At 67.1% G+C, this 23,752-nt stretch carries 22 protein-coding genes; 14 read left to right on the top strand and 8 right to left on the bottom strand.

The features are described 5' to 3' along the window. Positions 1-73 precede the first annotated feature (73 nt). From Q8814_RS00195 to Q8814_RS00175, 5 genes are all read left to right on the top strand, one after another. Positions 74-1,636, top strand: coding sequence for an AMP-binding protein (locus Q8814_RS00195; RefSeq protein WP_330149973.1), 1,563 nt, complete (start codon positions 74-76; stop codon positions 1,634-1,636). Beyond that, positions 1,633-2,706, top strand: a complete 1,074-nt coding sequence (locus Q8814_RS00190) for an MBL fold metallo-hydrolase (protein ID WP_330149972.1) — start codon at positions 1,633-1,635, stop codon at positions 2,704-2,706. Before Q8814_RS00195 ends, Q8814_RS00190 begins: the two co-directional genes overlap by 4 nt. Before the next feature lies 1 nt (position 2,707). Continuing rightward, positions 2,708-3,469 (top strand): crotonase/enoyl-CoA hydratase family protein, encoded by a 762-nt coding sequence (locus tag Q8814_RS00185; RefSeq protein WP_330149971.1) that lies wholly within the window; start codon positions 2,708-2,710, stop codon positions 3,467-3,469. Between the two features lie 89 nt (positions 3,470-3,558). Continuing rightward, entirely contained in the window at positions 3,559-4,428 is an 870-nt protein-coding gene (locus Q8814_RS00180; RefSeq protein WP_330149970.1) for a LysR family transcriptional regulator, read from the top strand. 4 nt (positions 4,429-4,432) lie between these two features. Next, positions 4,433-5,320 carry a LysR family transcriptional regulator gene (locus Q8814_RS00175; protein ID WP_330149969.1) on the top strand — a complete coding sequence of 296 codons (888 nt, stop codon included), beginning with the start codon at positions 4,433-4,435 and terminating at the stop codon, positions 5,318-5,320. A 29-nt stretch (positions 5,321-5,349) separates the two neighbouring features. Here the strand turns inward: Q8814_RS00175 and Q8814_RS00170 are convergent, their stop codons facing one another. Further along, positions 5,350-5,988, bottom strand: coding sequence for a potassium channel family protein (locus Q8814_RS00170; protein ID WP_408015789.1), 639 nt, complete (start codon positions 5,986-5,988; stop codon positions 5,350-5,352). A gap of 19 nt (positions 5,989-6,007) precedes the next feature. Then, positions 6,008-7,381, bottom strand: coding sequence for a TrkH family potassium uptake protein (locus Q8814_RS00165; RefSeq protein WP_330149967.1), 1,374 nt, complete (start codon positions 7,379-7,381; stop codon positions 6,008-6,010). Between the two features lie 161 nt (positions 7,382-7,542). On the opposite strand from Q8814_RS00165, the gene Q8814_RS00160 reads away from it, so the two are divergent. Beyond that, positions 7,543-8,625, top strand: a complete 1,083-nt coding sequence (locus Q8814_RS00160) for a class I SAM-dependent methyltransferase (protein ID WP_330149966.1) — start codon at positions 7,543-7,545, stop codon at positions 8,623-8,625. Positions 8,626-8,721: 96 nt separating this feature from the next. On the opposite strand, the gene Q8814_RS00155 is transcribed toward Q8814_RS00160, so the two are convergent. Continuing rightward, a complete protein-coding gene (locus Q8814_RS00155; RefSeq protein ID WP_330149965.1) occupies positions 8,722-9,933 on the bottom strand; it encodes an acetyl-CoA C-acetyltransferase in 1,212 nt (403 codons plus the stop codon). A gap of 38 nt (positions 9,934-9,971) precedes the next feature. After that, positions 9,972-10,712 carry a 3-oxoacyl-ACP reductase FabG gene (fabG, locus tag Q8814_RS00150; RefSeq protein ID WP_330149964.1) on the bottom strand — a complete coding sequence of 247 codons (741 nt, stop codon included), beginning with the start codon at positions 10,710-10,712 and terminating at the stop codon, positions 9,972-9,974. Positions 10,713-10,878: 166 nt separating this feature from the next. On the opposite strand from fabG, the gene Q8814_RS00145 reads away from it, so the two are divergent. Continuing rightward, positions 10,879-12,057: an acyl-CoA dehydrogenase family protein gene (locus Q8814_RS00145; protein ID WP_330149963.1), complete on the top strand. Its 1,179-nt coding sequence runs from the start codon at positions 10,879-10,881 to the stop codon at positions 12,055-12,057. Between the two features lie 65 nt (positions 12,058-12,122). On the opposite strand, the gene Q8814_RS00140 is transcribed toward Q8814_RS00145, so the two are convergent. The 4 genes from Q8814_RS00140 to Q8814_RS00125 form a co-directional block, all read right to left on the bottom strand. After that, a complete protein-coding gene (locus Q8814_RS00140; RefSeq protein WP_330149962.1) occupies positions 12,123-13,799 on the bottom strand; it encodes a class I adenylate-forming enzyme family protein in 1,677 nt (558 codons plus the stop codon). A gap of 13 nt (positions 13,800-13,812) precedes the next feature. After that, positions 13,813-14,577, bottom strand: a complete 765-nt coding sequence (locus Q8814_RS00135) for an SDR family NAD(P)-dependent oxidoreductase (RefSeq protein ID WP_330149961.1) — start codon at positions 14,575-14,577, stop codon at positions 13,813-13,815. Between the two features lie 53 nt (positions 14,578-14,630). After that, positions 14,631-15,761 carry a thiolase family protein gene (locus tag Q8814_RS00130; RefSeq protein WP_330149960.1) on the bottom strand — a complete coding sequence of 377 codons (1,131 nt, stop codon included), beginning with the start codon at positions 15,759-15,761 and terminating at the stop codon, positions 14,631-14,633. Positions 15,762-15,925: 164 nt separating this feature from the next. Beyond that, positions 15,926-17,281 carry an MFS transporter gene (locus tag Q8814_RS00125; protein ID WP_408015784.1) on the bottom strand — a complete coding sequence of 452 codons (1,356 nt, stop codon included), beginning with the start codon at positions 17,279-17,281 and terminating at the stop codon, positions 15,926-15,928. A gap of 297 nt (positions 17,282-17,578) precedes the next feature. Between Q8814_RS00125 and Q8814_RS00120 the strand changes: the two genes are divergently transcribed. The 7 genes from Q8814_RS00120 (at position 17,579) to Q8814_RS00090 (ending at position 23,745) form a co-directional block, all read left to right on the top strand. After that, on the top strand, positions 17,579-18,823 hold the full coding sequence (locus Q8814_RS00120; protein WP_330149959.1) for a CoA transferase: 1,245 nt from the start codon (positions 17,579-17,581) through the stop codon (positions 18,821-18,823). Continuing rightward, positions 18,820-20,013 carry an acyl-CoA dehydrogenase family protein gene (locus Q8814_RS00115; protein WP_330149958.1) on the top strand — a complete coding sequence of 398 codons (1,194 nt, stop codon included), beginning with the start codon at positions 18,820-18,822 and terminating at the stop codon, positions 20,011-20,013. Before Q8814_RS00120 ends, Q8814_RS00115 begins: the two co-directional genes overlap by 4 nt. Positions 20,014-20,051: 38 nt before the next feature. After that, the gene (locus tag Q8814_RS00110; RefSeq protein WP_330149957.1) at positions 20,052-21,209 is read left to right on the top strand and encodes an acyl-CoA dehydrogenase family protein; all 1,158 of its coding nucleotides are present in this window, start codon (positions 20,052-20,054) and stop codon (positions 21,207-21,209) included. A gap of 107 nt (positions 21,210-21,316) precedes the next feature. Next, positions 21,317-21,937, top strand: a complete 621-nt coding sequence (locus Q8814_RS00105) for an AIM24 family protein (protein WP_330149956.1) — start codon at positions 21,317-21,319, stop codon at positions 21,935-21,937. Positions 21,938-21,946: 9 nt separating this feature from the next. Continuing rightward, positions 21,947-22,651 carry an AIM24 family protein gene (locus Q8814_RS00100; protein ID WP_330149955.1) on the top strand — a complete coding sequence of 235 codons (705 nt, stop codon included), beginning with the start codon at positions 21,947-21,949 and terminating at the stop codon, positions 22,649-22,651. Next, on the top strand, positions 22,648-23,403 hold the full coding sequence (locus tag Q8814_RS00095; protein WP_330149954.1) for an AIM24 family protein: 756 nt from the start codon (positions 22,648-22,650) through the stop codon (positions 23,401-23,403). The genes Q8814_RS00100 and Q8814_RS00095 overlap by 4 nt, the downstream gene beginning before the upstream one ends. Before the next feature lie 144 nt (positions 23,404-23,547). Further along, complete coding sequence (locus tag Q8814_RS00090) at positions 23,548-23,745, top strand: (2Fe-2S)-binding protein (RefSeq protein ID WP_169621043.1); 198 nt, start codon at positions 23,548-23,550, stop codon at positions 23,743-23,745. Positions 23,746-23,752: the final 7 nt, after the last annotated feature.

The following is a 23,752-nucleotide window of genomic DNA, read 5'->3' as shown; positions in this document are numbered from 1 at the left end:
TCACGACCGTGATCGACTGGAGTCCCTCGGACGTCGTTCGTCCGTGTGACCGGAAGTAGATCAGGAGTGTGACGTGAGCGAACTGCACCTTCCCAACCGTGTCCGGCGGCTCGCCGTCGAACATCCGGACCGGCCGGCGGTGACCGCAGACGACACGACCCTGACCTATCGCGACTTCGACACGTACACCAACCGCGTCGCGTCGGCCCTGGTACCGCTCGCCACCGATCCGAAGCGGGTCGGTGCGCTGCTGCGTATGGGACTGCCCGGGGCGGCGACCTTCGTCGGATGCGCGAAAGCCGGTCTGGTGTTCACCCCGATCAACTGGCGCCTGACGTCCGACGAGGTCGCTGTGATCGCCCTCGATGCGGAACTGTCCGTGCTCGTCGTAGAGGCGGAATTCGCCGAAGCCGCACTCGCGGCGGCACAGGTCCTCCCCGGGTTGCACGTCGTCGTGGTGGGTGACGCTTCGGTGGTGCCCGGAGCCCGGACGTGGGACCAGCTCGTCGCGCAGGGCACCGACAGCGATCCCGGCTTCGGCGACGATCCCGATACCGAGGTCCTCCAGCTGTACACCTCCGGAACCACCGGAAAGCCGAAAGGCGTTGTGGCGGTTCACCGCAACCTGTACAACGTGCAGGAGAACTTCGACCTGTACGAGTTCGAGGAAGGCTCGGTCTCGCTCGATGCGCTGCCGCTGTTCCACATCGCCGGCGCCGGATGGTTGAGCACGTCCCTGTCTGCGGGCCTGCACCTGGTCCTGCTCGGTGAGATGCGTCCCGCTCTGGTGGCCCGGGCCATCGCCGAGCACCGCGTCACCCACGCCTTCCTGGTGCCCGCCGCGATCGGCATGCTCCTCGAACTTCCCGACCTGGCCCGGTACGACCTGTCGAGCCTGAAGGTCATCGCGTACGGGGCGTCCCCGATCACGCCCGCCCTGCTCGCCCGCACGATGGACACCCTCGGCTGCCGGCTCGTGCAGCGCTACGGCATGACCGAGACGATGGGCGCCCTGACCGCCCTGCGCACCGGCGACCACGACCCACACGGACCTCGCACCTATCTGCTGCGTTCGGCCGGCACCCCGCTGCCCGGCACCGAGGTGCAGATCCGCGACATCGCCACCGGCAAACTGCTCCCGCAGGGCGCCACCGGTGAGATCGTGTCGCGCTCACGCAACAACGTCGCGGGCTATTGGCGGCGCGAGGCCGAGACCGCCGCGCTGTACACCGAGGACGGTTTCCTGCGCACCGGCGACGCCGGACACATCGACGAGGACGGTTACCTGTTCGTCACCGACCGTGTGAAGGACATGATCATCACCGGCGGTGAGAACGTGTACCCCGTCGAGGTCGAGGCCGTGCTGGCCGAACATCCCGCGGTGGCGGAGGTCGCCGTGGTCGGCCTGCCCGATGCCCGCTGGGGCGAGGCCGTCACCGCCGTGGTGCGGCTCGCCGACGTCGCCGAGCCGCCGACGGAAGCCGAACTCGTCGCGTTCACGAGCGGGCGGCTCGCGTCGTACAAGAAGCCGCAGCGCATCCACATCGTCCGCGAACTGCCCCGCAATGCGAGCGGCAAGATCCTCAAGCGCACACTCCGCGACACCCTGCCCACCGCCGAGGAGGCGCAGCGATGATCGTCACCGAGGACATCGGCGTCGCCCAGCGCGAAGCGTGGGCAGCGAAAATCCTGCCTCCCGTCGAGCAGGTCCGTCCGGGACTGTGGTCCATTCCCGTACCGATGCCGCGCAATCCGCTGCGCTACGTTCTGGTCTACGCGCTGGCGCTCGACCACGGGCTGGCGCTGATCGACGTCGGCATGGACACCGAGGAGTCCTGGCAGGCCCTCGTCGACGGCATCGCGCAGACCGGCCACCGCATCGGCGACGTGCGCTATGCGGCAATCACCCACCTGCACCCCGACCACTTCGGTCTCGCGCCACGATTGCGGGAGACCACCGGCGCGGCCATCGCGATGCACGCCGCCGAGGCCACAGCACTGGGCCACTTCACCCCCGCGGATGTCGCCGCCGACGTGGAGGCCTGGCGAGTCGATCTGACCGCGCTCGGCGCCCCTCCCGAGGTGATCGAGGCCGCGCGGTTCGACCTCGTGCGGTTCGCGCCCGGCGAGACCGCCGACGTCGTCCTCGACAGCGGCACCCGGCTCGACCTGCCCGGCTGGAACATCGAAGCGTTGTGGACCCCGGGCCACACGCCCGGGCACCTGGCGTTCGTCGACCGCGACAACGACCTGCTGTTCAGCGGTGATCACATGCTGCCGCGTATCAGTCCCAACATCTCGTCCGGCCCCGGAGAACTCGAGGATCCGCTGCACCGGTACCTGCTGTCGCTGCACGCCACGACGATGCTGCCGGACTGCGACGTACTGCCCGCCCACGAATACCGCTTCCGGGGCGTCACCGACCGTGCCCGCCAGCTGATGGCACATCACGACGAACGTCTCGACGAAATCCGCGCGGCCGTGACCGCACACCCGGAATCCACGGCGTGGGAGATCACCGAGCGCATCTCGTGGTCGCGGCCGATCGAGGCACTGACACCGCGACTGCTGCGGCTCGCGGTGCGCGAAACCCAGGCCCATCTGATTGTTCTCGCCGACCGCGGCGCTATCTCCTCGGACGGCGGCACACCCGCACGCTGGACCGTGCCGGCATCGACACCCCTATCGAATACGAAGGAAAACTGACATGAGCGTTGTTCTCACCGAATTCGCCGACGGCGTCGCCGTCTTCACCCTGAACCGTCCCGAGGCGAAGAACGCGGTCAACCTCGAGGTGGCGGAGGCGCTCGCCGCAGCGATCGACGAATTCGAGGCACGCCCCGACCTCACCATCGGCATCCTGACCGGGGCCGGTGGAACATTCTGCGCCGGAATGGATCTGAAGGCCTTTTCCCGTGGTGAGCGGCCGTCCATCCCCGGGCGCGGATTCGGCGGTCTCACCGAGGCCCCGCCGACCAAGCCGCTCATCGCCGCAGTCGAGGGCTGGGCGCTGGCCGGTGGCTGCGAACTCGCACTGTCCGCCGACCTGATCGTCGCCTCACGCGAAGCCAAGTTCGGCATCCCCGAGGTCAAGCGCGGCCTCGCCGCCGCAGCGGGCGGCCTGCTGCGTCTGCCGAAGATCCTGCCGTACCCGCTCGCGATGGAGATGGCCATCACCGGCGATCCGCTCACCGCCGAGCTCGCGCACCAGCACGGCCTCGTCAACCGGGTCACCGAGCCGGGCCAGGCCCTCACCGTCGCGAAGGAACTCGCCGAACGGGTCGCTGCGAACGGCCCGCTGGCCGTGCGCGCCACCAAGCAGGTGGTGTCGATGGCCGCGAACTACACCGACCCCGACGCGTTCGTCGCGCAACGCAAGTTCATCGACCCGGTTTTCGCGTCGTCCGACGCGCAGGAAGGTGCTCGTGCGTTCGCCGAGAAGCGCGCCCCGGTGTGGACGGGCGCATAGTCCCGGTCGACCGACAGCATTTCGTGTCGAAAGCGCCGTGTTCGTTCACCGGTGATCGGCAGGCTCGGTGAATCACATACGATGACCGGGTGGACCTGCATCTCGTGACCTACTTCGTCGCTGTCGTCGACCATGGTGGGATCACGAAAGCTGCCCAGGCCCTGTATATTTCCCAGCCATCGCTGTCGCAGGCCATTCGCACCCTCGAACGTCGCCTGGGCACAACCCTCTTCGACCGCACCGGCCGCCGTCTCACCTTGACCGACGACGGCCGGACGCTCGAGGTCTCCGCGCGGCGAATCCTCGCCGACGTCGAACGCGCGAAACGCAAGGTTGCGGACGTCCGCGAACTCACAGCGGGGCGGGTGGAAATTGCGACATTCTCGGCATTTTCGATTCATCCCGTGGTCGAACTCGTCCAACGTTTCCGTTCCCGATATCCCGGCATCACCGTGCGGATCTCCGACGTCGACGGGCCCGCCGGGGTGCACTCCGCGCTGCGACGCGGGGCGGCCGAGATCGGTGTGACCGACTTGTCCGTCGAGCACGCCGGAATGATCGCCATTCCCGTGCTCGAACAGGAGATGGTGCTGGCCATCCACCCGGAGCTGGCTGCCGGCCTGCCCGATCCTGTCACCCGCGCCCAGGTCCGGGAGGTACCGCTGGTCCTGGATCTCGGCTCCCGCGCGAGCGCGGTGCGCGCCGGTGATCTGCTCGGTGAGCAGAACGTCGTCGTCGACTGCGCGCACCCGTCGGCGATCTGGGAATTCGTGATGCGCGGCACCGGGGGCACCGTGGTACCGCGCAAGGTTGCCGAGCAGCAGATGCCGAGCGCCACCGTGCGTGCGCTCGTTCCTCCGCTGAAGCGGCCGGTGGGGCTCGTGCTGCGCGCCGGCGAGCCGTCACCCGCGGCAGCCGCCTTCATCGCGACCTCCACCGCCCAGGCATCAGGAGCGTAGGGACATGGAGTTCCGTCAGGTCGAATACTTCCTCGCCGTCGTCGAGAACGACGGCATCAACGGCGCGGCCGCTGCGCTCGGGGTCGCGCAGCCGACCGTGTCGCAGGCACTGCGCAGCCTCGAGCGCGAACTGGGTGTGCAGCTGTTCCATCGCATCGGTCGCGGCATGGTGCTCACTGCGGCCGGCCGCAGTCTCATCGGCCCGAGCCGGCAGATCCTGCGCGATGTGAGCGCGGTGAGCGAGTTGATGAGCGCGGCCACCGGAGAAGTGACGGGCAGCCTGGATTTGATGGTGTTTCCGGCGCTCGCAACCGGACTCATCGTCGATCTGGTCGCTCGCTTCCGTCGCGCTTGCCCGAAGACGACGGTGCGATTCGGGGAACTTCGGAGCGAGGAGAGCTCGGGGTCGGTGATCCGGGACGGGCACTGTGAGTTCGTCGTCGCGCATCTGCCACTCGAAGACGGCGGACACGGCCTCGAAGTGATCGAGCTGGGTGAGCAGGAGTACTGGCTCGTCTACCCACCGGGCACCGACCTGGCGCCGGGACCGGTGGCGATTTCCGCGATGCCGGACATTCCGATGGTGTTCGTGCCGCGGGGTGGCGGCTCGCTGAGCCTCGAATTCAACGACGCGATGCGTCGGGCCGGTGTGCGGCCACCCCTGGCGGCGCTCGTGGACCACCGCGAGGCGCGACTGCCGATGGTCCTCGCCGGTCTCGGCGGGTCGTTCGTGGAGCGTTCCCTGGCGGAGTCGGTGCGCGACGTCGCGGTGGTGCGGCCGTGCGAGCCCACCTTCAGCCGCACGTTCGGTCTCGTGTTCGACCCCGCGTCGCTGTCCAGGGCCGGCCAGGCATTCGTCGATCTGGTGAGGTCGACGCGCCCCACCATTTGAGCCATCGTTGCTCGATCCGGCGCGCTTCTTCAGGTCAGTTCGGCGAAGCGTTCGGTGTCGCGGACCCGCCCGGAGACGATGATGGTGTCGCCGGAGGCGACGACCGTGTCGGCGCTGGCGTAGGTGAACCCCTCCCCCGGTCGTTTGATGGCTACCACCGTGACTCCGTACTTGCTGCGGATGGTGGTCTGACCCAACGCTTTGCCCACGGCGAATGCCGGCGCGGTGGTCTTGACCATGGCGAAGCCGTCGTCGAACTCGATGTAGTCCATCATTCGTCCACGAACCAGGTGGGCCACGCGTTTGCCCATGTCGTGCTCGGGCCGCACCACATGATGCACACCGATCTGGGTGAGAATTCTCGCGTGCGCGTTGCTGATGGCCTTTGCCCACACGTTCGGCACCTCCATGTTGATCAGCGCCGAGGCGGTGAGCAGGCTCGCCTCGAGATCGGAGCCGATGCCCACCACCGCGCGGTCGTACTCGTGCACGGACAGCTGCCGCAGTGATTCCTCGTCGGTGGTGTCGGCGACGGCGGCGTGGGTGAGCCGGCCCGCCACCTTCTCGATTACTGCCTGACTCGAATCGATCCCGAGCACTTCGGTGCCCTGTGCCATCAGCTCGAGGGCAAGGGACTTGCCGAACCGGCCCATGCCGAGAACGACCACGACCTCGGCGGCGGATTTTCTAGCCAATGAACGGCCTTTCTGTGGGGAGTTCGTAGCGTCGGCCGCGTTCGCGGGCCGCCAACGCACTGACCAGGGTGATCGACCCGATGCGGCCCAGATACATCAAGACCACCAGGATCAACTGTCCCCAGGCCGGCAACTGCGCGGTGATCCCGGTCGACAGTCCCACGGTCGCGAACGCGGACACCACCTCGAACAGCAGGGCGTTGAGATCGAACGTCGTGCCGGCGAGCAGCACCATGGTCGGCACCATCACCAGCGCCACCCCGATCAGCGCTACCGACAGCGCCTGACGCTGCACGCGCGGATCGATCCGCCGGTCGAACACCGTCACCGACTTTTCGCCGCGCACCTCCGCCGCGATGACGAACAGCAGCAGCGCAAATGTGGTGACCTTGATACCGCCCGCGGTGCCACCGCTACCGCCGCCGATGAACATCAACACGTCGGTCACCAGCAGCGTCGCATCGTCCATCTGCGCGTAGTCGACGCTGTTGAACCCGGCCGTGCGCGGCATGATTCCCTGGAAACCGGCCACCAGCAGCTTCGCGCCCAGGTCGTGTCCGCGTAGGGTGTGGCGCCATTCGAGGATCAGCACCAGCAACGGCCCCACCACGAGCAGCACCGCGGTCACCGCCACCGTCAGACGGGTGTGCAGGGACCAGCGTGGCCTGCGGCCTCGCAGATGCCGGCCCACCTCGAACAACACCGGAAACCCGATGCCACCGAGAACCACTGCGGCCATCAGCGGCACGCAGATCCAGGGGTCGTCGGCGAAGCCGATGATGTTGTCGCTGTACAGCGCGAACCCGGCGTTGTTGAACGCCGAAATCGCATGAAAGACCCCCAGCCACAGTGCTCTGGCCGGGGACTCGCCGTAGCCGACGGCGAAGCGGAGTGCCAGGCACACCGCCACGACACCTTCGATGAGCACACTGGTCCGCACGACGCCGACGATGACACTGCGTACGTCACCGAGCCCTGAGGCGCGTGCCTCCGCAGCGGCATTGAGCCGCGCCTTGAGTCCGATCCGGTTCGCCAGCAACAGGCCGATCAGGGAAGCCATCGTCATGATTCCGAGGCCGCCCACCTGGATCAGCGCCATGATCACCCCCTGGCCGAATCCGGACCAGTAGGTGGGAGTGTCCACGGTGATCAGCCCGGTCAGGCACACCGCGGAGGTCGCGGTGAACAGCGCCGCCATCAGCCCGGCGCCGACCCCGGACCCGGTCGCGGCCGGCGTCAGCAGCAAAACGGTTCCCGCCACGATCGCCGCAGCGAAGCTCAGCGCAACCACCCGTGCCGGGCTCCGGGTCGCCCGCGCCCCGGCTCGGCGCAGCGGCCCGGACAACGCACCGGTGCGTGTATTCACGTCGTCGAACAATAGACCTGTTCCGGCGCACTTCGTTGCTGTGTGCGGCTGCTTGCTCCCGGGCTGCGACGGAGCGGCAGAGCGAATCACCCGTGACACCGACTCGTCCGAGGATCACGCTGGTAGGTACGCATCTGCCGACAACCCGGGAGTTGATCTCCATGTCCGCACCGACGCCCCCACGTACCGATACGGTCGACGCCTTCGCGCAACGCGTAGTCGACGCCACGCTCGGCGCAATCGACCTGATCTCCATCTACCTCGGCGACCGTCTCGGCTGGTACCGAAGCCTGGCCGCCGACGGTCCCGCAACTTCACAAGAACTCGCCGTCCGCACAGGCACCCATCCGCGGTACGCGCGCGAGTGGCTCGAACAGCAGGCGGTGACAGGCCTGCTCACCGTCGACAACGGCGAACCGCCGTGCTTCGCCCTGTCACCTGCCGGCGCGGAAGTCCTCACCGACGACAGGAGCCTGAATTTTCTGGCTCCGCTACCACGGCTGCTCTCCAGTGCCGTGGTGCAACTGCCGGCGCTGCTCGAGGCCTACCGCACCGGGGGCGGTGTCGGCTGGGCGCAGTACGGCGACGACGCGAGAGAATCGCAGGCCGATGTGAACCGGCCGTGGTTCGAGCAGATGTTGCCCGGTGCGCTGCGCTCGGTGGCCGAGGTGGATTCGCTGCTTCGCACGCCGGGAACCGCGATCGCAGACATCGGCTGCGGTGGCGGATGGTCCACCATTGCGCTGGCCCGCACCTATCCGGAGGCGTCGCTGCACGGCTTCGACATCGATCCCGCGTCGGCCGAGCTCGCCCGCTCCAATGCGGCGTCCGAACCTGCTGTGGCGCAGCGGATCACGATCACCGCGGCCGACGCTACCGCACTTCCCGAATCCACGTTCCAGGCAGTGTTCGCATTCGAATGCATGCACGACATGCCGCAACCTGTCGAGGTGCTCGCGGCCGCACGCCGCTCGCTCGTCCCCGGCGGCATGGTCATCGTCATGGACGAGGCCGTCGCGGACGAGTTCACCGCGCCCGGCGACGACATCGAACGGCTCATGTACGGCTACAGTCTGGTGGTCTGCCTGCCCGACGGGATGAGCCACCAGCCCAGCGCCGGGACGGGCACCGTGATGCGCCCCGACACGTTGCGCCGCTACGCACAGGAGGCGGGCTTCACCCGGATGGACGTGCTTCCCATCGAGGATTTCAGCTTCTTCCGGTTCTACCGGCTGCAGGAATAGGCCTACGGGCGGGCTGTTCGCCTCCGGGATCGGATCCCGACGACAACGGTCGGCCGGCGTACGCCGGCCGACCGTCCACTTGTCGCGCGTACGAGGTCAGGACACGCGTTCGAACACCGCGGCCAGCCCCTGACCGCCGCCGATGCACATGGTCTCGAGCGCGTAGCGGCCCTCGCGACGATGCAGTTCGCGGGCCAGAGTCGCGAGCATGCGGCCGCCGGTCGCGCCCACGGGGTGACCGAGCGAGATGCCCGAGCCGTGGATGTTGGTGCGCTCGAAGTCGGAGGCACCGAACTTCCACTCGCGGGTCACGGCGAGAGCCTGCGCCGCGAACGCCTCGTTGAGTTCGATGACGTCGACGTCGGCGAGTCCGATACCGGCCTTGCCGAGGGCGACCTCGGTGGCGGGCACCGGTCCGATGCCCATGATCTTCGGCGCGACACCGGCGACGCCCCACGATACGAAGCGCACCAACGGCGTCAGACCGAGCTCGGCAGCTTTCTCCGGGGTGGTGACGATCGCCATGGACGCGGCGTCGTTCTGGCCGCTGGCGTTGCCGGCGGTGACGGTGGCCTCGGGATCCTGCTTGCCCATGATCGGACGAAGCGCTGCGAGCGATTCGAGGCTGATGTCGGCGCGCGGGTGCTCGTCGGTGTCGATGACCTGCTCGCCCTTACGGCTGCTCACGGTCACCGGGACGATCTCCTCGGCGAGGATGCCGCTCTGCTGCGCGGCGACAGCCCGCAGGTGCGAGTTCAGGGCGAGTTCGTCCTGCTCGGCGCGGGAGATCGAGTACTCGGCGCGCAGGTTCTCGGCGGTTTCGATCATGCCGCCGGGCACCGGGTAGAACTGTCCACCGGCGGTGGACCGTGCGCGGGCGAGGCTGTCGTGCATCTGCACACCGGTGCGGGCACCGCCCCAGCGGATGTCGGTGGAGTAGAACGACGCGTTGCTCATCGACTCGGCACCACCGGCGACGACGAGTTCGTTGTCGCCGTTGCCGACCTGGAACGCGGCCTGGATGACGGCCTGCAGACCCGAACCACAGCGGCGGTCGATGTGCATGCCCGGCACCGTGATCGGCAGACCGGCGTCGAGTGCGACGACACGGCCGATCGCGGGGGCTTCACTGTTGCCGTTGCAGTGGCCGAGGATGACGTCGCCGACCTCGTCGGGGGCGATCCCGGTTCGCTCGATCAGACCCTTCAGCGCGGCGACACCGAGGTCGACGGCGGTGAGGGACTTGAACATTCCGCCGTAGCGGCCGATGGGAGTACGGACGGGCTCGCAGATGACGACTTCGCGCATGATGACCTTTCGAGAAGAAGAAGTGACGGCAACGACCGTCACATGAAGCGGCCGCCGGTGACCTCGAGAACCGTGCCGGTCATGTACGACGACATATCGGACGCGAGGAACAGGGCGACAGAAGCAATTTCGTCGACCTCGCCGGGACGGCCCATCGGGATCTCGGCCATCTTCTGATCCCACGCCTTCTGCGGCATCGCTTCGGTCATCGCCGAACGGATCAGGCCGGGCTGGATAGCGTTGACACGCACACCGTGGTGGGCCATCTCCTTGGCGGCAGCCTTGGTCAGACCGACGATGCCGGCCTTGGCGGCCGAGTAGTTGGTCTGCCCGACCATGCCGACCTTGCCGGACAGCGACGAGATGTTGACGATCGCGCCGCGCTTGGCCTCACGCATGATCGCCGACGCCTTGCGGGTGCCGTGCCACGTGCCCTTGAGATGCACGTCGATGACGAGGTCGAAGTCCTCTTCGGTCATCGTGCGCATCGTCGCGTCGCGGGTGATACCGGCATTGTTGACGACCACATCGAGGGAGCCGAACCCGTCGACCGCCTCGGCGAGGAGGGTGTCCCAGTCGGCGGCCTCGACCACGTTGGCGCGCACGGCACGAGCCACGTCGCGTCCACCGAGCTTCTCCGCGGCGGCATTCGCCGCATCCAGATCGAGGTCGCCGATCACGACGCGGCCACCGGCGTCGACGAAGGACTGGGCAATTGCGAAGCCGATCCCCTGGGCGCCACCCGTGATGACGGCAGTGCGGTTCTCCAACAAAGACATCAGGAATTCCTTTCGGAGGGCTCGAACAATGCCCCAACGTATCGATTGCTCCGAATATATCGGTGAAACCCTGCGGAAGACCCCTCCGATTCCATCGACGCTGCCTATACGGCGATGGCGCCATTCGTATTGGACATGTTCCGAGACGGCGTCGAAAGTTGTGGCTATGACACTCTCGACACCGGCCCCCGAGGTCGACGAAGACGACTTCCGCGAGATCCTCGCCCAGACCCGCGCGTTCGTGCGCAATGTGGTCGTGCCGCGTGAGCAGGAAATCGCCGACACCAACGCGATTCCGGACGACATCCGCCAGGCCGCCAAGGACATGGGCCTGTTCGGATACGCCATCCCGCAGGAATGGGGCGGTCTCGGCCTGAACCTGATGCAGGACGCCGAACTCGCGATGGAACTCGGCTACACCACGCTGTCGCTGCGCTCGATGTTCGGCACCAACAACGGCATCGCCGGCCAGGTCCTGGTCAACTTCGGCACCGACGAGCAGAAGAAGCAGTGGCTCGAAGGCATCGCCTCCGGCGAGGTCGTCGCCTCCTTCGCCCTGACCGAGCCCGGCGCCGGCTCGAACCCGTCCGGTCTGCGTACCAAGGCCGTGCGCGACGGCGACGACTGGATCATCACCGGCGAGAAGCGCTTCATCACCAACGCGCCGCTGGCGAACCTGTTCGTCGTCTTCGCCCGCACCCGCCCCGCCGACAGCAACGGCACCGGCATCGCGGTGTTCCTCGTGCCCGCCGACACCGACGGTGTGCAGGTGTCGGGCAAGGACGCCAAGATGGGGCAGGAAGGCGCCTGGACCGCGGATGTGCACTTCAACGACGTGCGCGTACCGAACGCGGCGCTCGTCGGCGGCAGCGAGGACGTGGGCTACAAGGCCGCGATGATCTCCCTGGCCCGCGGTCGCGTGCACATTGCGGCGCTGTCGGTCGGTCAGGCCCAGCGGGCCCTCGACGAGTCCGTCGCCTACGCCGCGACCGCCACCCAGGGCGGTACCGCGATCGGCAACTTCCAGCTCGTGCAGGCGATGATCGCCGATCAGCAGACGGGTGTGATGGCCGGCCGCGCCCTGGTGCGCGACGCCGCCCGCGCGTGGGTGGAGGAAACCGACCGCCGAATCGCACCGTCGGTGGCGAAGCTGTACTGCACCGAAATGGTCGGCAAGGTCGCCGATCTCGCGGTGCAGATCCACGGTGGCACCGGCTACATGCGCGAGGTGCCCGTCGAGCGCATCTACCGCGACGTGCGCCTGCTGCGTCTCTACGAGGGCACCAGCGAGATCCAGCGCCTGATCATCGGCGGCGGTCTGGTCAAGCAGGCCCAGCGCGGCTGACCGCATTCCCGACGAGAAGGCCGCCGGTATCGAAACCGGCGGCCTTTTCGTTATGTCTGGAGCATCTACCGGTTCGCCGAAGCTCCCTCGACCCGGTCGCGCAGATCCGTCTTGAGGATCTTGCCGGCGGCGGAGGTGGGCAGAGTCGCCACCACCACCACGTCGCGAATCTTCTTGTACGGCAGCACACGTTCGGCGACGTATGCCTTCAGCTCATCGGCGTCGATCTCTGCGCCTGCCACCGGAACCACGAATGCGACGGGTTCCTGACCGATCGCACCGACGTCGCGGCCGACCACCGCGGCGGTCGACACGGACGGGTGCGTCACGATGATCTCCTCGAGCTCACGCGGATACACGTTGTAGCCCTTGTAGATCAACATGTCCTTCGCCCGGTCGGCGATGTACACGAAACCGTCGGCGTCCCGGTAGGCGATGTCGCCGGTGGCGAGCCACCCGTCGACGTACTGCTGTGCCGTGATCTCGGGATGACCCAGGTACCCGTCGGTGACCTGCGGACCACGCACCCACAGTTCACCCCGCTCGTTGTCACCGAGCACCACGGACGGATCGCCTTGCGCGCGGATCTCGACCTCGGTGTCGAAGATCGGGAGACCGACACTGCCGAGCCGGTATTCCGATCCCACCACGAGCGGCATGGTCGTCACGACGCACGTGCCTTCGGTGAGCCCGTATCCCTCGGCGACACGTGCATTGGGAAATGCGCGTTCGAGGTTCTCGAGCGTCACGTGATCGATCGGGGCCGCACCGGACGCCACGACACGCACCGACGAAAGGTCGCGCGAAGCTACGTCCGGGTGTGTGGCGAGCGCATGCCACATCGCCGGGCTTCCGGTGATGTAACTGGCCTCGTACTTCTCGACCTGCTCGAGCATCTTCGCAGGATCGAAACGCCCCGAAAGTACTTGGGTGAGGCCGCACACCAGTAGGAACGACGTGTTGATCAGTGCGTGTGCGTGGAACAGAGGGGAGACCACGATCGTGGAACCCACACCGGGCACGACACCCGCGACGTTCAGACCCTCGATGGGCTCGAGCGAGACCAGGCCGTCCGGGCCGGCGACGACCCGGTGCCCGGCACGCCACCCGCACATCTGCGTGACGTTGCCCAGGACGTTGCGGTGCAGGACACGCACACCCTTCGAAATACCGGTTGTGCCACCGGTATACGCAATGTGAGCGACGTCGTCGCCCGACATCGGCACCGGAGCGAACGACGGAGGGTGCCCGGCGAGCAGATCGTCGAAGCGCACGGTGCCGGGTGTGCCGGTCGTGACCGCCTCGTCGGACACGACCGCAATCAGGGCGACGTTCGTACCCACCGTCGCACCGAGCAGTGTGTCGAGTTGCTGCGGCTGGGTGACCGCCGCGACGGCGCCGGTCTCCTCGATCTGGCGGCGCAGGCCGGGCTCGGGCTGCAGCGGGTTCACCAGCGTGACAGCGGCACCCACACGCAGCGCACCGTAGTACGCGACGTGGAACTCGGCGCAGTTGCCGAGATGCATGAGTACGACGTCGCGCGGCTGCACGCCCGCAGCGACCAGGGCACCGGCGAATTGCGCCGACCGCTCGTCCAGTTCACGGTAGGTGCACACGCGGTCGCCGTCGACGATCGCGGGACGATCGCCGTACATGGCCGCCATGCTCGGCGCCCACGCCGTCATCGATGTGGACGGGTACGACAGGGTCGTCGCCGTCCAGTCCGGTCGATCGGAATTCATCGTCATCCCCGGATCAGCGCGGTGCCATGCGGATGGCACCGTCGAGACGGATGGTCTCACCGTTGAGGTAACCGTTCTCGAGAATCGACGCGGCCAGCTTGCCGAATTCGTCGGGACGGCCCAGGCGCGACGGGTTGGGCACGGTTGCCTCGAGCGACTTGCGGACGTCGTCGCGCAGACGGGCGAGCAACGGGGTGTCCATGATGCCGGGGGCGATGGTGTTGACGCGGATGCCCTTGCTCGCGAGGTCGCGAGCGGCGACGATCGTCATACCCACGATGCCGGCCTTCGACGCCGAGTAGTTGATCTGGCCGATCTGGCCCTCGAATGCCGCGACCGATGCGGTCAGGATGATTGCGCCGCGCTCGTCGTCCATCAGATCGAGCTGAGCCATACGCTCGGCACCGAGACGCAGCGCGTTGAACGAGCCGATGAGGTTGAGGCGGATGACGAACTCGAAGTCCTCGAGCGAGCCGGCCTTGCCTTCCTTGTCGAGCACGCGCATCTTGCGGCCCGCCCCGGCGCAGTGCACGACGCCGCGGAGACCGCCGCGCTCGTGCGCAACGTCGAGAGCGGCCGCGAACTGCTCGGCGTCGGTGACGTCGGCGGGGGCGAAGGTGGCACCGTCACCGAGCTCCTCGGCGACATCCGCACCGTTCGACGTCGGCAGGTCGATGAGGGTGACGTTGCCACCCGCGGCGAGGACACGACGGGCGGTGGCGAGGCCGAGACCCGAGGCGCCACCGGTGACTGCGATGGAAAGATCCTTGAGTTCCATAATGTTTCGTTCCTAACTTGAAATCCGAAGTGCTGAATCGGAGAAGTGCTGAATCAGAGAAGTTCGAGGATGGTCGCGTTGGCCATGCCGCCGGCTTCGCACATCGACTGCAGCCCGTAGCGAATGCCGTTGTCGCGCATGTGGTGCACGAGGCGCGTCATGAGGATGGAACCGGAACCACCGAGCGGGTGGCCGACGCCGATCGCTCCGCCGAGCGGGTTGAGCCGGTTCACGTCGGCGCCGGTCTCGGCGAGCCAGGCGAGCGGCACGGGGGCGAATGCCTCGTTGATCTCGAAGGCGCCGATGTCGTCGATGGACAGACCGGAACGCTTCAGGGCCTTCGCGGTGGCGGGGATGGGGCCGGCGAGCATCATGACCGGGTCGTCGGCGGCGACGACGGCGGTGTGGATGCGTGCCATCGGGGTCCAGCCCTGGGCGGCCGCGTATTCGCTGGTGGTGATGAGCAGCGCGCCGGCACCGTCGGAGATCTGCGAGGAGTTGCCGGCGTGGATGACACCGTCTTCCTTGAACACGGTCTTGAGCTTGGCGAGCGATTCGACGCTGCCGCCGCGGCGGATGCCCTCGTCGGCGGTCAGGCCTGCGATGGGGGCGAGCTGCTTGGCGAACGCGCCGGCGTCGGTGGCGGCGGCCGACAGCGCATGCGACCGCAGGGCGAACTCGTCGAGCTCGGTGCGCGAGAAGTTCCACTTCTCGGCCATCATCTCGGCGCCGATGCCCTGGCTGAAGCTCTCGATTCCGAACCGCTCGAGCACGTTCGGCGGGAAGTGCTCGCCGTTCTTGGCCGCGCTGCCCATCGGGACCCGGGTCATGGTCTCGACACCGCCGGCGATGACGACGTCGTTCTGACCGGAGAGCACGCTGGCCGCGGCGAACGAAACCGCCTGCTGGGCCGAGCCGCATGCCCGGTTGACGGTGGTGGCCGGGACGGTCACCGGCCAGCCGGCGGCGAAGACCGCGGTGCGCGAGACGATTCCGGCCTGCTCGCCGACCTGGCTGACGCAGCCCCACATGACGTCCTCGACGGTGGCCGGATCGAGGCCGGTGCGGTCGGCGAGAGCGGTCAGCACGTGAGCCGACAGGTTGGCCGGGTGAATCTCGGAGAGGGAGCCGCCGCGTCGTCCGATGGGGGTACGAACGGCGTCGACGATCACGGCATCGCGCATGGGAAGGATCCTTTGCAGTGTGCGGACGGCTGCTCGACGGAGCAGCCGGTGGTACGACGACCGGCCGGGTAGTGGTCCTCACATCGAGGAGACCACGCGCCCGGCCGGTGAGGGAAAGTCTTTCGGCGGAAGCTTCCGTTAGGTGGAAGCTATGCCGGTGGATCTCAGGCTTCGCTGCGGATGAGCTTGCGGTCGCGCTCGGGGTTGGCGAGCACGAGCACCGCAACCGCGGCGATGGCGCCGAGGACACCGATGATCTGGAACGAGGTGGCGTAGCCCGCTGCGGGAGTGGCCGCGTTGTCGACGATGACACCGGTGCCGTACGGAGCGACGAGGCCACCGATTGCCATGAGCGCCAGGAACACACCCATCGTGCCGGCCGTCTGCTGCGGCGGGCACAGCTCGGAGATCGCGGCGTTGATCAGCGGGAAGGCGATGGCGCCGAAGCCGTAGCCGATGGAGACGACCGCCACCGCGATGGCCGGGGTGCTGATGGACGGCAGGAACACCAGGATCAGGCCGCAGGTGAGCACGCCGACGGCGGGCACGATGATGCGGACGACGCGCGAGCGGTAGCCCTTCTGGCTCAGGCGGTCGGTGACCGTACCCGAGGAGACCATGAGGACCAGACCCACGATGGAGGGCAGCGCGAACATCGAACCGGCCTGCAGGGCGCTGTAGCCGAGGCCGACCTCGAAGTAGGACGGCAGCCAGGTCAGCACGACGGTGGTGAGTGCGTACACGACCATGATGAGAACCGCGCAGCTGATGAACGTGCGGGTCAGGAAGATCTTGCGCCACGGCACGGACGGCTCGGTCGCGGCGGAGGCAGCGGCGCCGGCGCCCTTGACGGCACTGGTGGTGTACGGGCCTTCCTTCCAACCGGTGAGCCACGTCAGCATCCAGACGCCACCGAGGATGGACAGCGCGACCAGGGCGGCACGCCAGCCCCACTCGACGGTGATGTAGGCGAGGATCGGGGCCAGGGCGATCTTGGCGACCGATGCGGAGCCGGCGAGGAACGCGCCGGGCAGGCCGCGCTTGGTCGGCGGATGCCACGAGTAGGCGGCGGTGTGCATCAGCGCCGAGGCCGGGCCCTCCGCGAGACCGAGCAGCATCCGGGTGACGATGAGCATCACGAGCGAGGCACTGACGATCAGCGGGAGCATCACCACCGACCAGACCAGGCCGAGGGCGAGCAGCGCCCACCGCAGCGTCAGGTACTTGTTGAGCGGCCCGGCGAGGAACCCGCCGAGCGTGAATGTCACGAAGAACAGCGAACCGACCAGGCCGATCTGGGACGAGCTCATGCCCAGTTCACGGGCGAGGGGCTGGGCGATGATGCCGAGCACGGCCTTGTCGGCGTAGTTGACGACGTAGAGGAAGATGACCATGCCGGTCATGCCCCACGCCCGCCCCGGTGTCACACCGAATGCCGGGCCGTTGGAAGTCTTGGGAGCCGAAGCGCCCGGTTTTTCGTGGGCGCCTGAGCTGCCGTTCACGATTTCACCTGTGGTCACGGAGAGTCCCTTCACGACTCGGAGACTGGCTTGTGCGAGAGAAGTTCTGCGGCGGGAACCTGGGCCCACCGGCGAGGTCGCGCCTCACGCCTGGCGTTGGAATTCATTCAACGTGACCTGCCTCACGAGAAGCAAAGAGCGACGGGCAAACAGACCGATCACCGCTGCCTATGAGTCGCCACAAGGCTGTTGACATTGGTCTGCGCTAACCGAGCGATAGCCGATCGGTGCTGGTCCGCCACCGGAACCTGTTGCATGCTGAGCATTGCAACGGCACCGCGACGGACGAGGACTCGCATGAACTCCACCGCTTCCACCGACGAGCTTCCCTCGTCCACCGCACCACTGGCGGGTGTGCGCGTGGTCGAGGTGTCCAGCTTCGTCGCCGCTCCCCTGTGCGGAATGACCCTGGCACACCTCGGTGCCGACGTGATCCGCGTCGACCCGATCGGCGGCGCGGCCGACTACAAGCGGTGGCCGCTGACCGAGGACGACGAATCGATCTACTGGGCGGGCCTGAACAAGGGCAAGCGCTCGTTCGCCGCCGATTTCAAGGATCCCAAGGCGCACAACCTTATTCGGGATCTGATCATCGATGCGGGTGTGCTCGTCACCAACGCCGCCGGACGGGCATGGCTCGACTACGACGAGCTCGCCGCGATCCGCCCCGACCTGATCCACGTGCAGGTGCTCGGGCGTGCCGACGGAACCGGTGCCGTCGACTACACCGTCAACGCCGCCGCAGGTTTCCCGCAGGTGACCGGCCCCGAATCGCTGTCGACCCCGGTCAACCACGTGCTTCCGGCATGGGATGTCTCGTGCGGGCTCTACGCCGCGCTGTCGGTCGCCTCCGCGGTGTACCGCCGCGAGATCACCGGTGCCGGCACCAAGATCGTGTTGCCGCTCGAAGATGTCGCCTTCGCGACCGCCGGTAACCTCGGCTACCTCGCCGAAGCGCAACTCGGCCTGCCGGGACGCGGTCGCGTCGGCAACGCCGTCTACGGCACCTACGGCTCGGACTTCGGCACCGCCGACGGCGCGCGCATCATGATCGTCGCGCTGACTCCCCGCCACTTCCGTGACCTCACCGAACTCACCGGCACCACCGCCGCGGTCACCGCGCTCGAAGGCGCGCTCGGTGCCGACTTCCGCGACGAAGGCACCCGATTCAAGCACCGCGATGTGCTCAACGGACTGTTCTCCCCGTGGTTCCGTGAGCGCACCGTCGAGCAGGTCGAAGCCGCACTCGACGGCACCTCGATCCTGCACGAGCGGTACCGGACCTTCGCCGAACTCGCGACCGATTCGCGCGTGACCGACAACCCCATGTTCCAGTCGCTCGACCAGCCTCGCATCGGTACCCATCTCGCGCCGAGCACGCCGATGTCGTTCGACGGCAAGCACCCCGTCGTCCGGCCGGCCCCGGCCAACGGCGACGACACCGCCTCCGTCCTCGCCGAGCACCTCGGGCTGACGGAGGAAGAGATCGACGAACTCGCCACCGGCGGTACCGTCCGCATCACAGAAAAGGACCCGGCATGACCCGCCTTGCTCAGACTCTGGATCTGACCGAATTCCAGAGCGACATCCTCGACACCGTGCGCAAGTTCGTCGATCGCGAGATCATCCCGAACGCGCAGGAACTCGAGCATTCGGACACCTACCCGCAGGCGATCGTCGATCAGATGCGCGAGATGGGCCTGTTCGGGTTGATGATCCCCGAGGAGTACGGCGGACTCGGCGAATCACTGCTGACCTACGCGCTGTGCGTCGAGGAACTCGCCCGCGGGTGGATGAGCGTCTCCGGCGTCATCAACACGCATTTCATCGTCGCGTACATGATCCGCCAGCACGGCACCGACGCGCAGAAGCAGCACTTCCTGCCGCGCATGGCCACCGGCGAGGTGCGCGGCGCGTTCTCGATGTCCGAACCCGAACTGGGCTCCGACGTCGCCGCGATCCGCACCAAGGCCAAGCGCGACGCCGACGGCAACTACGTCATCAACGGCCAGAAGATGTGGCTGACCAACGGCGGCAGCTCGACCCTGGTCGCGGCGCTCGTGCGCACCGACGAGGGCGCCGACAAGCCCCACCAGAACCTCACCACCTTCCTGATCGAGAAGCCCGCCGGATTCGGTGAAGTGGTCCCCGGGGTCACCATCCCCGGCAAGATCGACAAGATGGGCTACAAGGGCATCGACACCACCGAGCTCGTCTTCGACAACTACCAGACCACCGGCGACGCCATCCTCGGCGGCGAGCCGGGACGCGGCTTCGCGCAGATGATGGACGGCGTCGAGGTCGGTCGCGTCAACGTCTCCGCCCGCGCCTGTGGTGTCGCGATCCGCGCGTTCGAGCTCGCGGCGCGATACGCGCAGCAGCGCACCACGTTCGGCAAGCCCATCGCGCAGCATCAGGCGATCGGCTTCTCCCTGGCCGAGATGGCCACCAAGGTCGAAGCCGCGCATCTGATGATGGTCAACGCGGCGCGGCTGAAGGATTCGGGTGAGCGCAACGACGTCGCGGCCGGTATGGCGAAATACCTGACCAGCGAATACTGCTCGGAGGTCACCCAGGCCAGCTTCCGCATCCACGGCGGCTACGGCTACTCCAAGGAGTACGAGATCGAGCGGCTCATGCGCGAAGCACCGTTCCTGCTCATCGGTGAGGGCACCAGCGAAATCCAGAAGACGATCATCAGCAAGGGCATCCTGCGCAGCTACGCGCTGTAATCGTCTCCCACACTTCATCTCCGAAAGGAAACAAGCGCGTGCAGCGTACGGTGTTCAACGAGGATCACGATGCGTTCCGGCAGACGGTCCGCGACTTCATCGCCAAGGAAGTTGTGCCCGTCTACCCCGAGTGGGAGGAAGCCGGCCACCCGCCGCGCGAGTTCTACAACCGCATGGGTGAACTCGGTCTTCTCGGCATCCAGGTGCCGGAGGAGTACGGCGGAGGCGGCGAGGCGTCGCTGAAGTTCAACGTGGTCCTCGCGGAGGAGGCGTCCGCGGCCGGCGTGTCGTTCGGTTCGTCGTCCGTCCACTCGAACCTGATCCTGCCGTACCTCATGCAGAACGCCACCGAGGAGCAGAAGCAGCGCTGGCTTCCCGGATTCGCTTCGGGCGAGCTGATGTTCGCGATCGCGATGACCGAGCCCGGAACCGGGTCGGATCTCGCGAACATCGCCACCACCGCGAAACTGTCGGCCGACGGCAGCCACTATGTCGTCAACGGCGCGAAGACGTTCATCACCGGTGGCGCACTTGCCGACCGCATCCTCGTCGTGTGCCGCACGTCGCCGTTCAACCCCGAGGATCGCCGCGGCGGATTGACGATCCTGGTCGTCGACACCGCGACCGAGGGATTCTCGGTGGGCCGCAAGCTCAACAAGATCGGCCTGAAGACGTCCGACACGGCCGAGCTGTCTTTCGACGACGTGCAGGTTCCGGTCACGGATCTGCTAGGCAAGGAAGGCGAAGCCTTCTCCTACCTGACGCAGAACCTGGCGCAGGAGCGGCTGACGATCGCGTTCGGCGCCCACGCCACAGCTGCGGCCGCTATCCAGCACGCGATCGCATACACCAAGGACCGCAAGGTCTTCGGTAAGCCGGTCGCCTCGTTCCAGAACTCCAAGTTCGTGCTCGCCGAGTGTTCGACGGAGCTGCAGGCGATGCAGATCATGGTCGACAACGCCATCGAGCTCCACGACCGCGGTGAACTGACCGTGCCGGATGCTGCCCGCGCCAAGCTGTTCTCGACCGAGGCCGCCGGCCGCATCATCGACAAGTGCCTGCAGCTGCACGGCGGCTACGGCTACATCACCGAGTACCCGATCGCCCGTCTCTACGCCGACACCCGCGTGACCCGCATCTACGGAGGCACCAGTGAGGTCATGAAGACGATCATCGCCAAGGATCTGGGCCTGTAGGTTCACGGCAGCCGCCCGACGGGCCCCGGACATTACGTCCGGGGCCCGTCGGCGTATCCGGGCGATCCGGAACGACATCCGTACGCGCAGCCGCTATCGTTCGCGCCATGCGACTGCTCGAGAAATCGAAACGGGTCATCGAGGCCCAACTGAGCAATTCCGGCATTCGTGCGCTGTCGGGCTCGATGGTGGCGTACGAGGGGCAGGTCACCTTCAAATCCGCCGGATTCGGCGGCGGTGACGGGGTACTCGCCGGATTGCGCCAGCGCGCCACCGGCGAGGGTCTGTCGCTGATGGAGTGCACCGGCACCGGCGTCGTGTATCTCGCGCACCGCGCGCAGTACGTAACCGTGCTCGAATTGAACAACGAGACCCTGCAGGTCGAATCCGAACAGTTGCTCGCGCTGAACGGCAACCTCGACACCAACGTCACCTTCGCGGGACTGCGTGGCGGTATGAGCGGGCAGGGACTGTTCACGACGACGGTGAGCGGGCACGGTCAGGTGGCGTTGCTGTCGGCGGGCGGACCGCTGATCCACCTCGAAGTGTCGCCGCAGTATCCGCTCGTCGTCGACCCCGACGCATTCGTCTGCGCGAAAGGCCGATTGACGCAGTCGTTCGTCACCGACGTGTCGTGGCGGACTTCGATCGGGCAGGGCAGCGGTGAGGCGTTCTCGCTCAAATGGGACGGCGTGGGCGTCGTGTCCATCCAGCCGGCGGAACGATAGGGGGCGGCAGTGTCGTTCACGAAGATCAACAGCAAGGTCGTTCGGGTCGAGTTGAGCCGGACCGGACCGATCGTCGCGCGACGCGGCGCGATGCTCTTCTACACGGGCAATGTCCGCTTCTCTCCGCATCAGGTGCCCGGCGGCGTCGGTGGCGCACCCGGGCTCGGCGGCATGGCCGGCATGGCCGGCCGGATGCTGCGGGGCGAGCACGAGGCCACGATGATCGCGCAGGGCGACGGAACGGTGCACTACGGTTTCCGCGGCCTCGAGACGCACGTGGTGGACATGGCGTCCGGAGGAGAGCTGCGGGTGGAGGCTTCGCGACTGCTCGCGCACACCGCGGGACTGCAGAGCACGGTGGTCTCCGCGGGAGCCGCGCCGTCCGGGGGCGGAGGTGGCGGCGGGCTCCTCGGCGCCCTGCGCGGCGCGGCGGCGGGAGTGGCGACCGGCACCGGCATGTTCACCACGCAATTGACCGGGCAGGGCGCGGCGGTGGTCCTCGCGCATGGTGGCGTCCTCGAATTGCAGGTCGGCGGTCCGGCGCCGGTCATCGTCGATCCGCAGGCATTCGTCGCGTCGCTCGGGCCGGTCCGCACCGAACTGAAGTCGTCGATGCGCTGGCGCAACGTCGGCCGCACCGGTGGTGAGGCGATGCAACTCGAATGCAGCGGCCAAGGCATCGTCTACGTTCAGGCATCGGAGGAGAAGCTGTGAGCACCATCCTGAATCCGTCGCATCTCGTGGGCAACGACAACGTGCCCGGCAACGGCTACGCGTACAGCATCGATCTGCAGTCCCCGTGGTTCCTGTCCAAGGGCGCGATGATCGCCTACTACGGTCAGGTGCAGTTCACCGCGCTCACCCACGGTCTGCAGGGGCAGGCACTGCAGATGGTGGCGCGGCAGTTCTCGGCGCCGATGTATCTCGGGGAGTATGTGGTGGCCGAGGGCTACGGGAAGCTGATCCTCGGCGACCGCGGCTACGACATCAACTCCTACGATCTCGACGACGGCAACCTCACCATTCGCCAGGCGAACCTGCTCGCATTCGAACCGGGGTTGTCGCTGAACCAGTCGATCGTGCCCGGTTTCCTCACGCTGATCGGCACGGGCAAGTTCCTGGCGTCCTCGAACGGGCCTGTGATGTTCGCCGAGCCGCCGCTGCGAGTCGACCCGGAGGCGCTGGTGGGCTGGGCGGACTGCCCGTCGCCGAGCCATCACTACGACGAATCGTGGATCACCGGGTTCATGGCGGCCGGTGCCCGCAGGTTCGGTGTGCAGTCGGGCGAAGAGCGGCAGTTCGATTTCACGGGCGCCGGCACCGTGCTGATCCAGTCGAGCGAGAAGGTCATCGACGACCACTCTGTCGTCCGGCAGATCGAAGGGCAGATTCCGGGGCTGACGATGGGCGGATTGCAGCGGATCAATCAGGCGGTTTCGCAACAAATGCAACAGCAGCAGCAGTAGTAACACACCCTGGGTCGAAACCGGGTATAGCACGGACGTCGAACCCCGGCTTAGTGACTACTATCACACTATAGGCTAACCTAACCCGATGTAAGGTTTGGGAAGCCTAATCAAGTGTCGTCGGCCTCAGGATGGTGGTTCCCAATGATCGTCTGCAGTTGCCACGCACTCACGCACCACCACATCGAAGCCGAAGTGGCCGCGGGAGCGCGGTGTACCCGCGAGGTCAGCGCCGCATGTCGCGCGGGCACCGACTGCGGCAATTGCGTACGCAACATCTCGGCGATCATCCGGCAGGCTCGCGTTCGCAATGAGACGATCGAACTCGAGACCGCCGTGTAGCCAGCCC

The sequence above is a fragment of the Rhodococcus chondri genome, from assembly GCF_036327435.1.
GTDB lineage: Bacteria > Actinomycetota > Actinomycetes > Mycobacteriales > Mycobacteriaceae > Rhodococcus > Rhodococcus chondri.
Note: the sequence above shows the minus strand (reverse complement) of the source record. Positions and strands in the feature narration are given on the sequence as shown.

What these genes read in the sequence shown, in the direction of transcription:
- Q8814_RS00185 (WP_330149971.1), top strand. Translation starts at nt 2,708, where the DNA reads ATGAGCGTTGTTCTCACCGAATTCGCCGACGGCGTCGCCGTCTTCACC.
- Q8814_RS00155 (WP_330149965.1), bottom strand. Translation starts at nt 9,933, where the DNA reads ATGCGCGAAGTCGTCATCTGCGAGCCCGTCCGTACTCCCATCGGCCGC.
- Q8814_RS00135 (WP_330149961.1), bottom strand. Translation starts at nt 14,577, where the DNA reads ATGGAACTCAAGGATCTTTCCATCGCAGTCACCGGTGGCGCCTCGGGT.
- Q8814_RS00175 (WP_330149969.1), top strand. Translation starts at nt 4,433, where the DNA reads ATGGAGTTCCGTCAGGTCGAATACTTCCTCGCCGTCGTCGAGAACGAC.
- fabG (WP_330149964.1), bottom strand. Translation starts at nt 10,712, where the DNA reads ATGTCTTTGTTGGAGAACCGCACTGCCGTCATCACGGGTGGCGCCCAG.
- Q8814_RS00120 (WP_330149959.1), top strand. Translation starts at nt 17,579, where the DNA reads ATGAACTCCACCGCTTCCACCGACGAGCTTCCCTCGTCCACCGCACCA.
- Q8814_RS00090 (WP_169621043.1), top strand. Translation starts at nt 23,548, where the DNA reads ATGATCGTCTGCAGTTGCCACGCACTCACGCACCACCACATCGAAGCC.
- Q8814_RS00190 (WP_330149972.1), top strand. Translation starts at nt 1,633, where the DNA reads ATGATCGTCACCGAGGACATCGGCGTCGCCCAGCGCGAAGCGTGGGCA.
- Q8814_RS00140 (WP_330149962.1), bottom strand. Translation starts at nt 13,799, where the DNA reads ATGAATTCCGATCGACCGGACTGGACGGCGACGACCCTGTCGTACCCG.
- Q8814_RS00105 (WP_330149956.1), top strand. Translation starts at nt 21,317, where the DNA reads ATGCGACTGCTCGAGAAATCGAAACGGGTCATCGAGGCCCAACTGAGC.
- Q8814_RS00130 (WP_330149960.1), bottom strand. Translation starts at nt 15,761, where the DNA reads ATGCGCGATGCCGTGATCGTCGACGCCGTTCGTACCCCCATCGGACGA.
- Q8814_RS00160 (WP_330149966.1), top strand. Translation starts at nt 7,543, where the DNA reads ATGTCCGCACCGACGCCCCCACGTACCGATACGGTCGACGCCTTCGCG.
- Q8814_RS00115 (WP_330149958.1), top strand. Translation starts at nt 18,820, where the DNA reads ATGACCCGCCTTGCTCAGACTCTGGATCTGACCGAATTCCAGAGCGAC.
- Q8814_RS00145 (WP_330149963.1), top strand. Translation starts at nt 10,879, where the DNA reads ATGACACTCTCGACACCGGCCCCCGAGGTCGACGAAGACGACTTCCGC.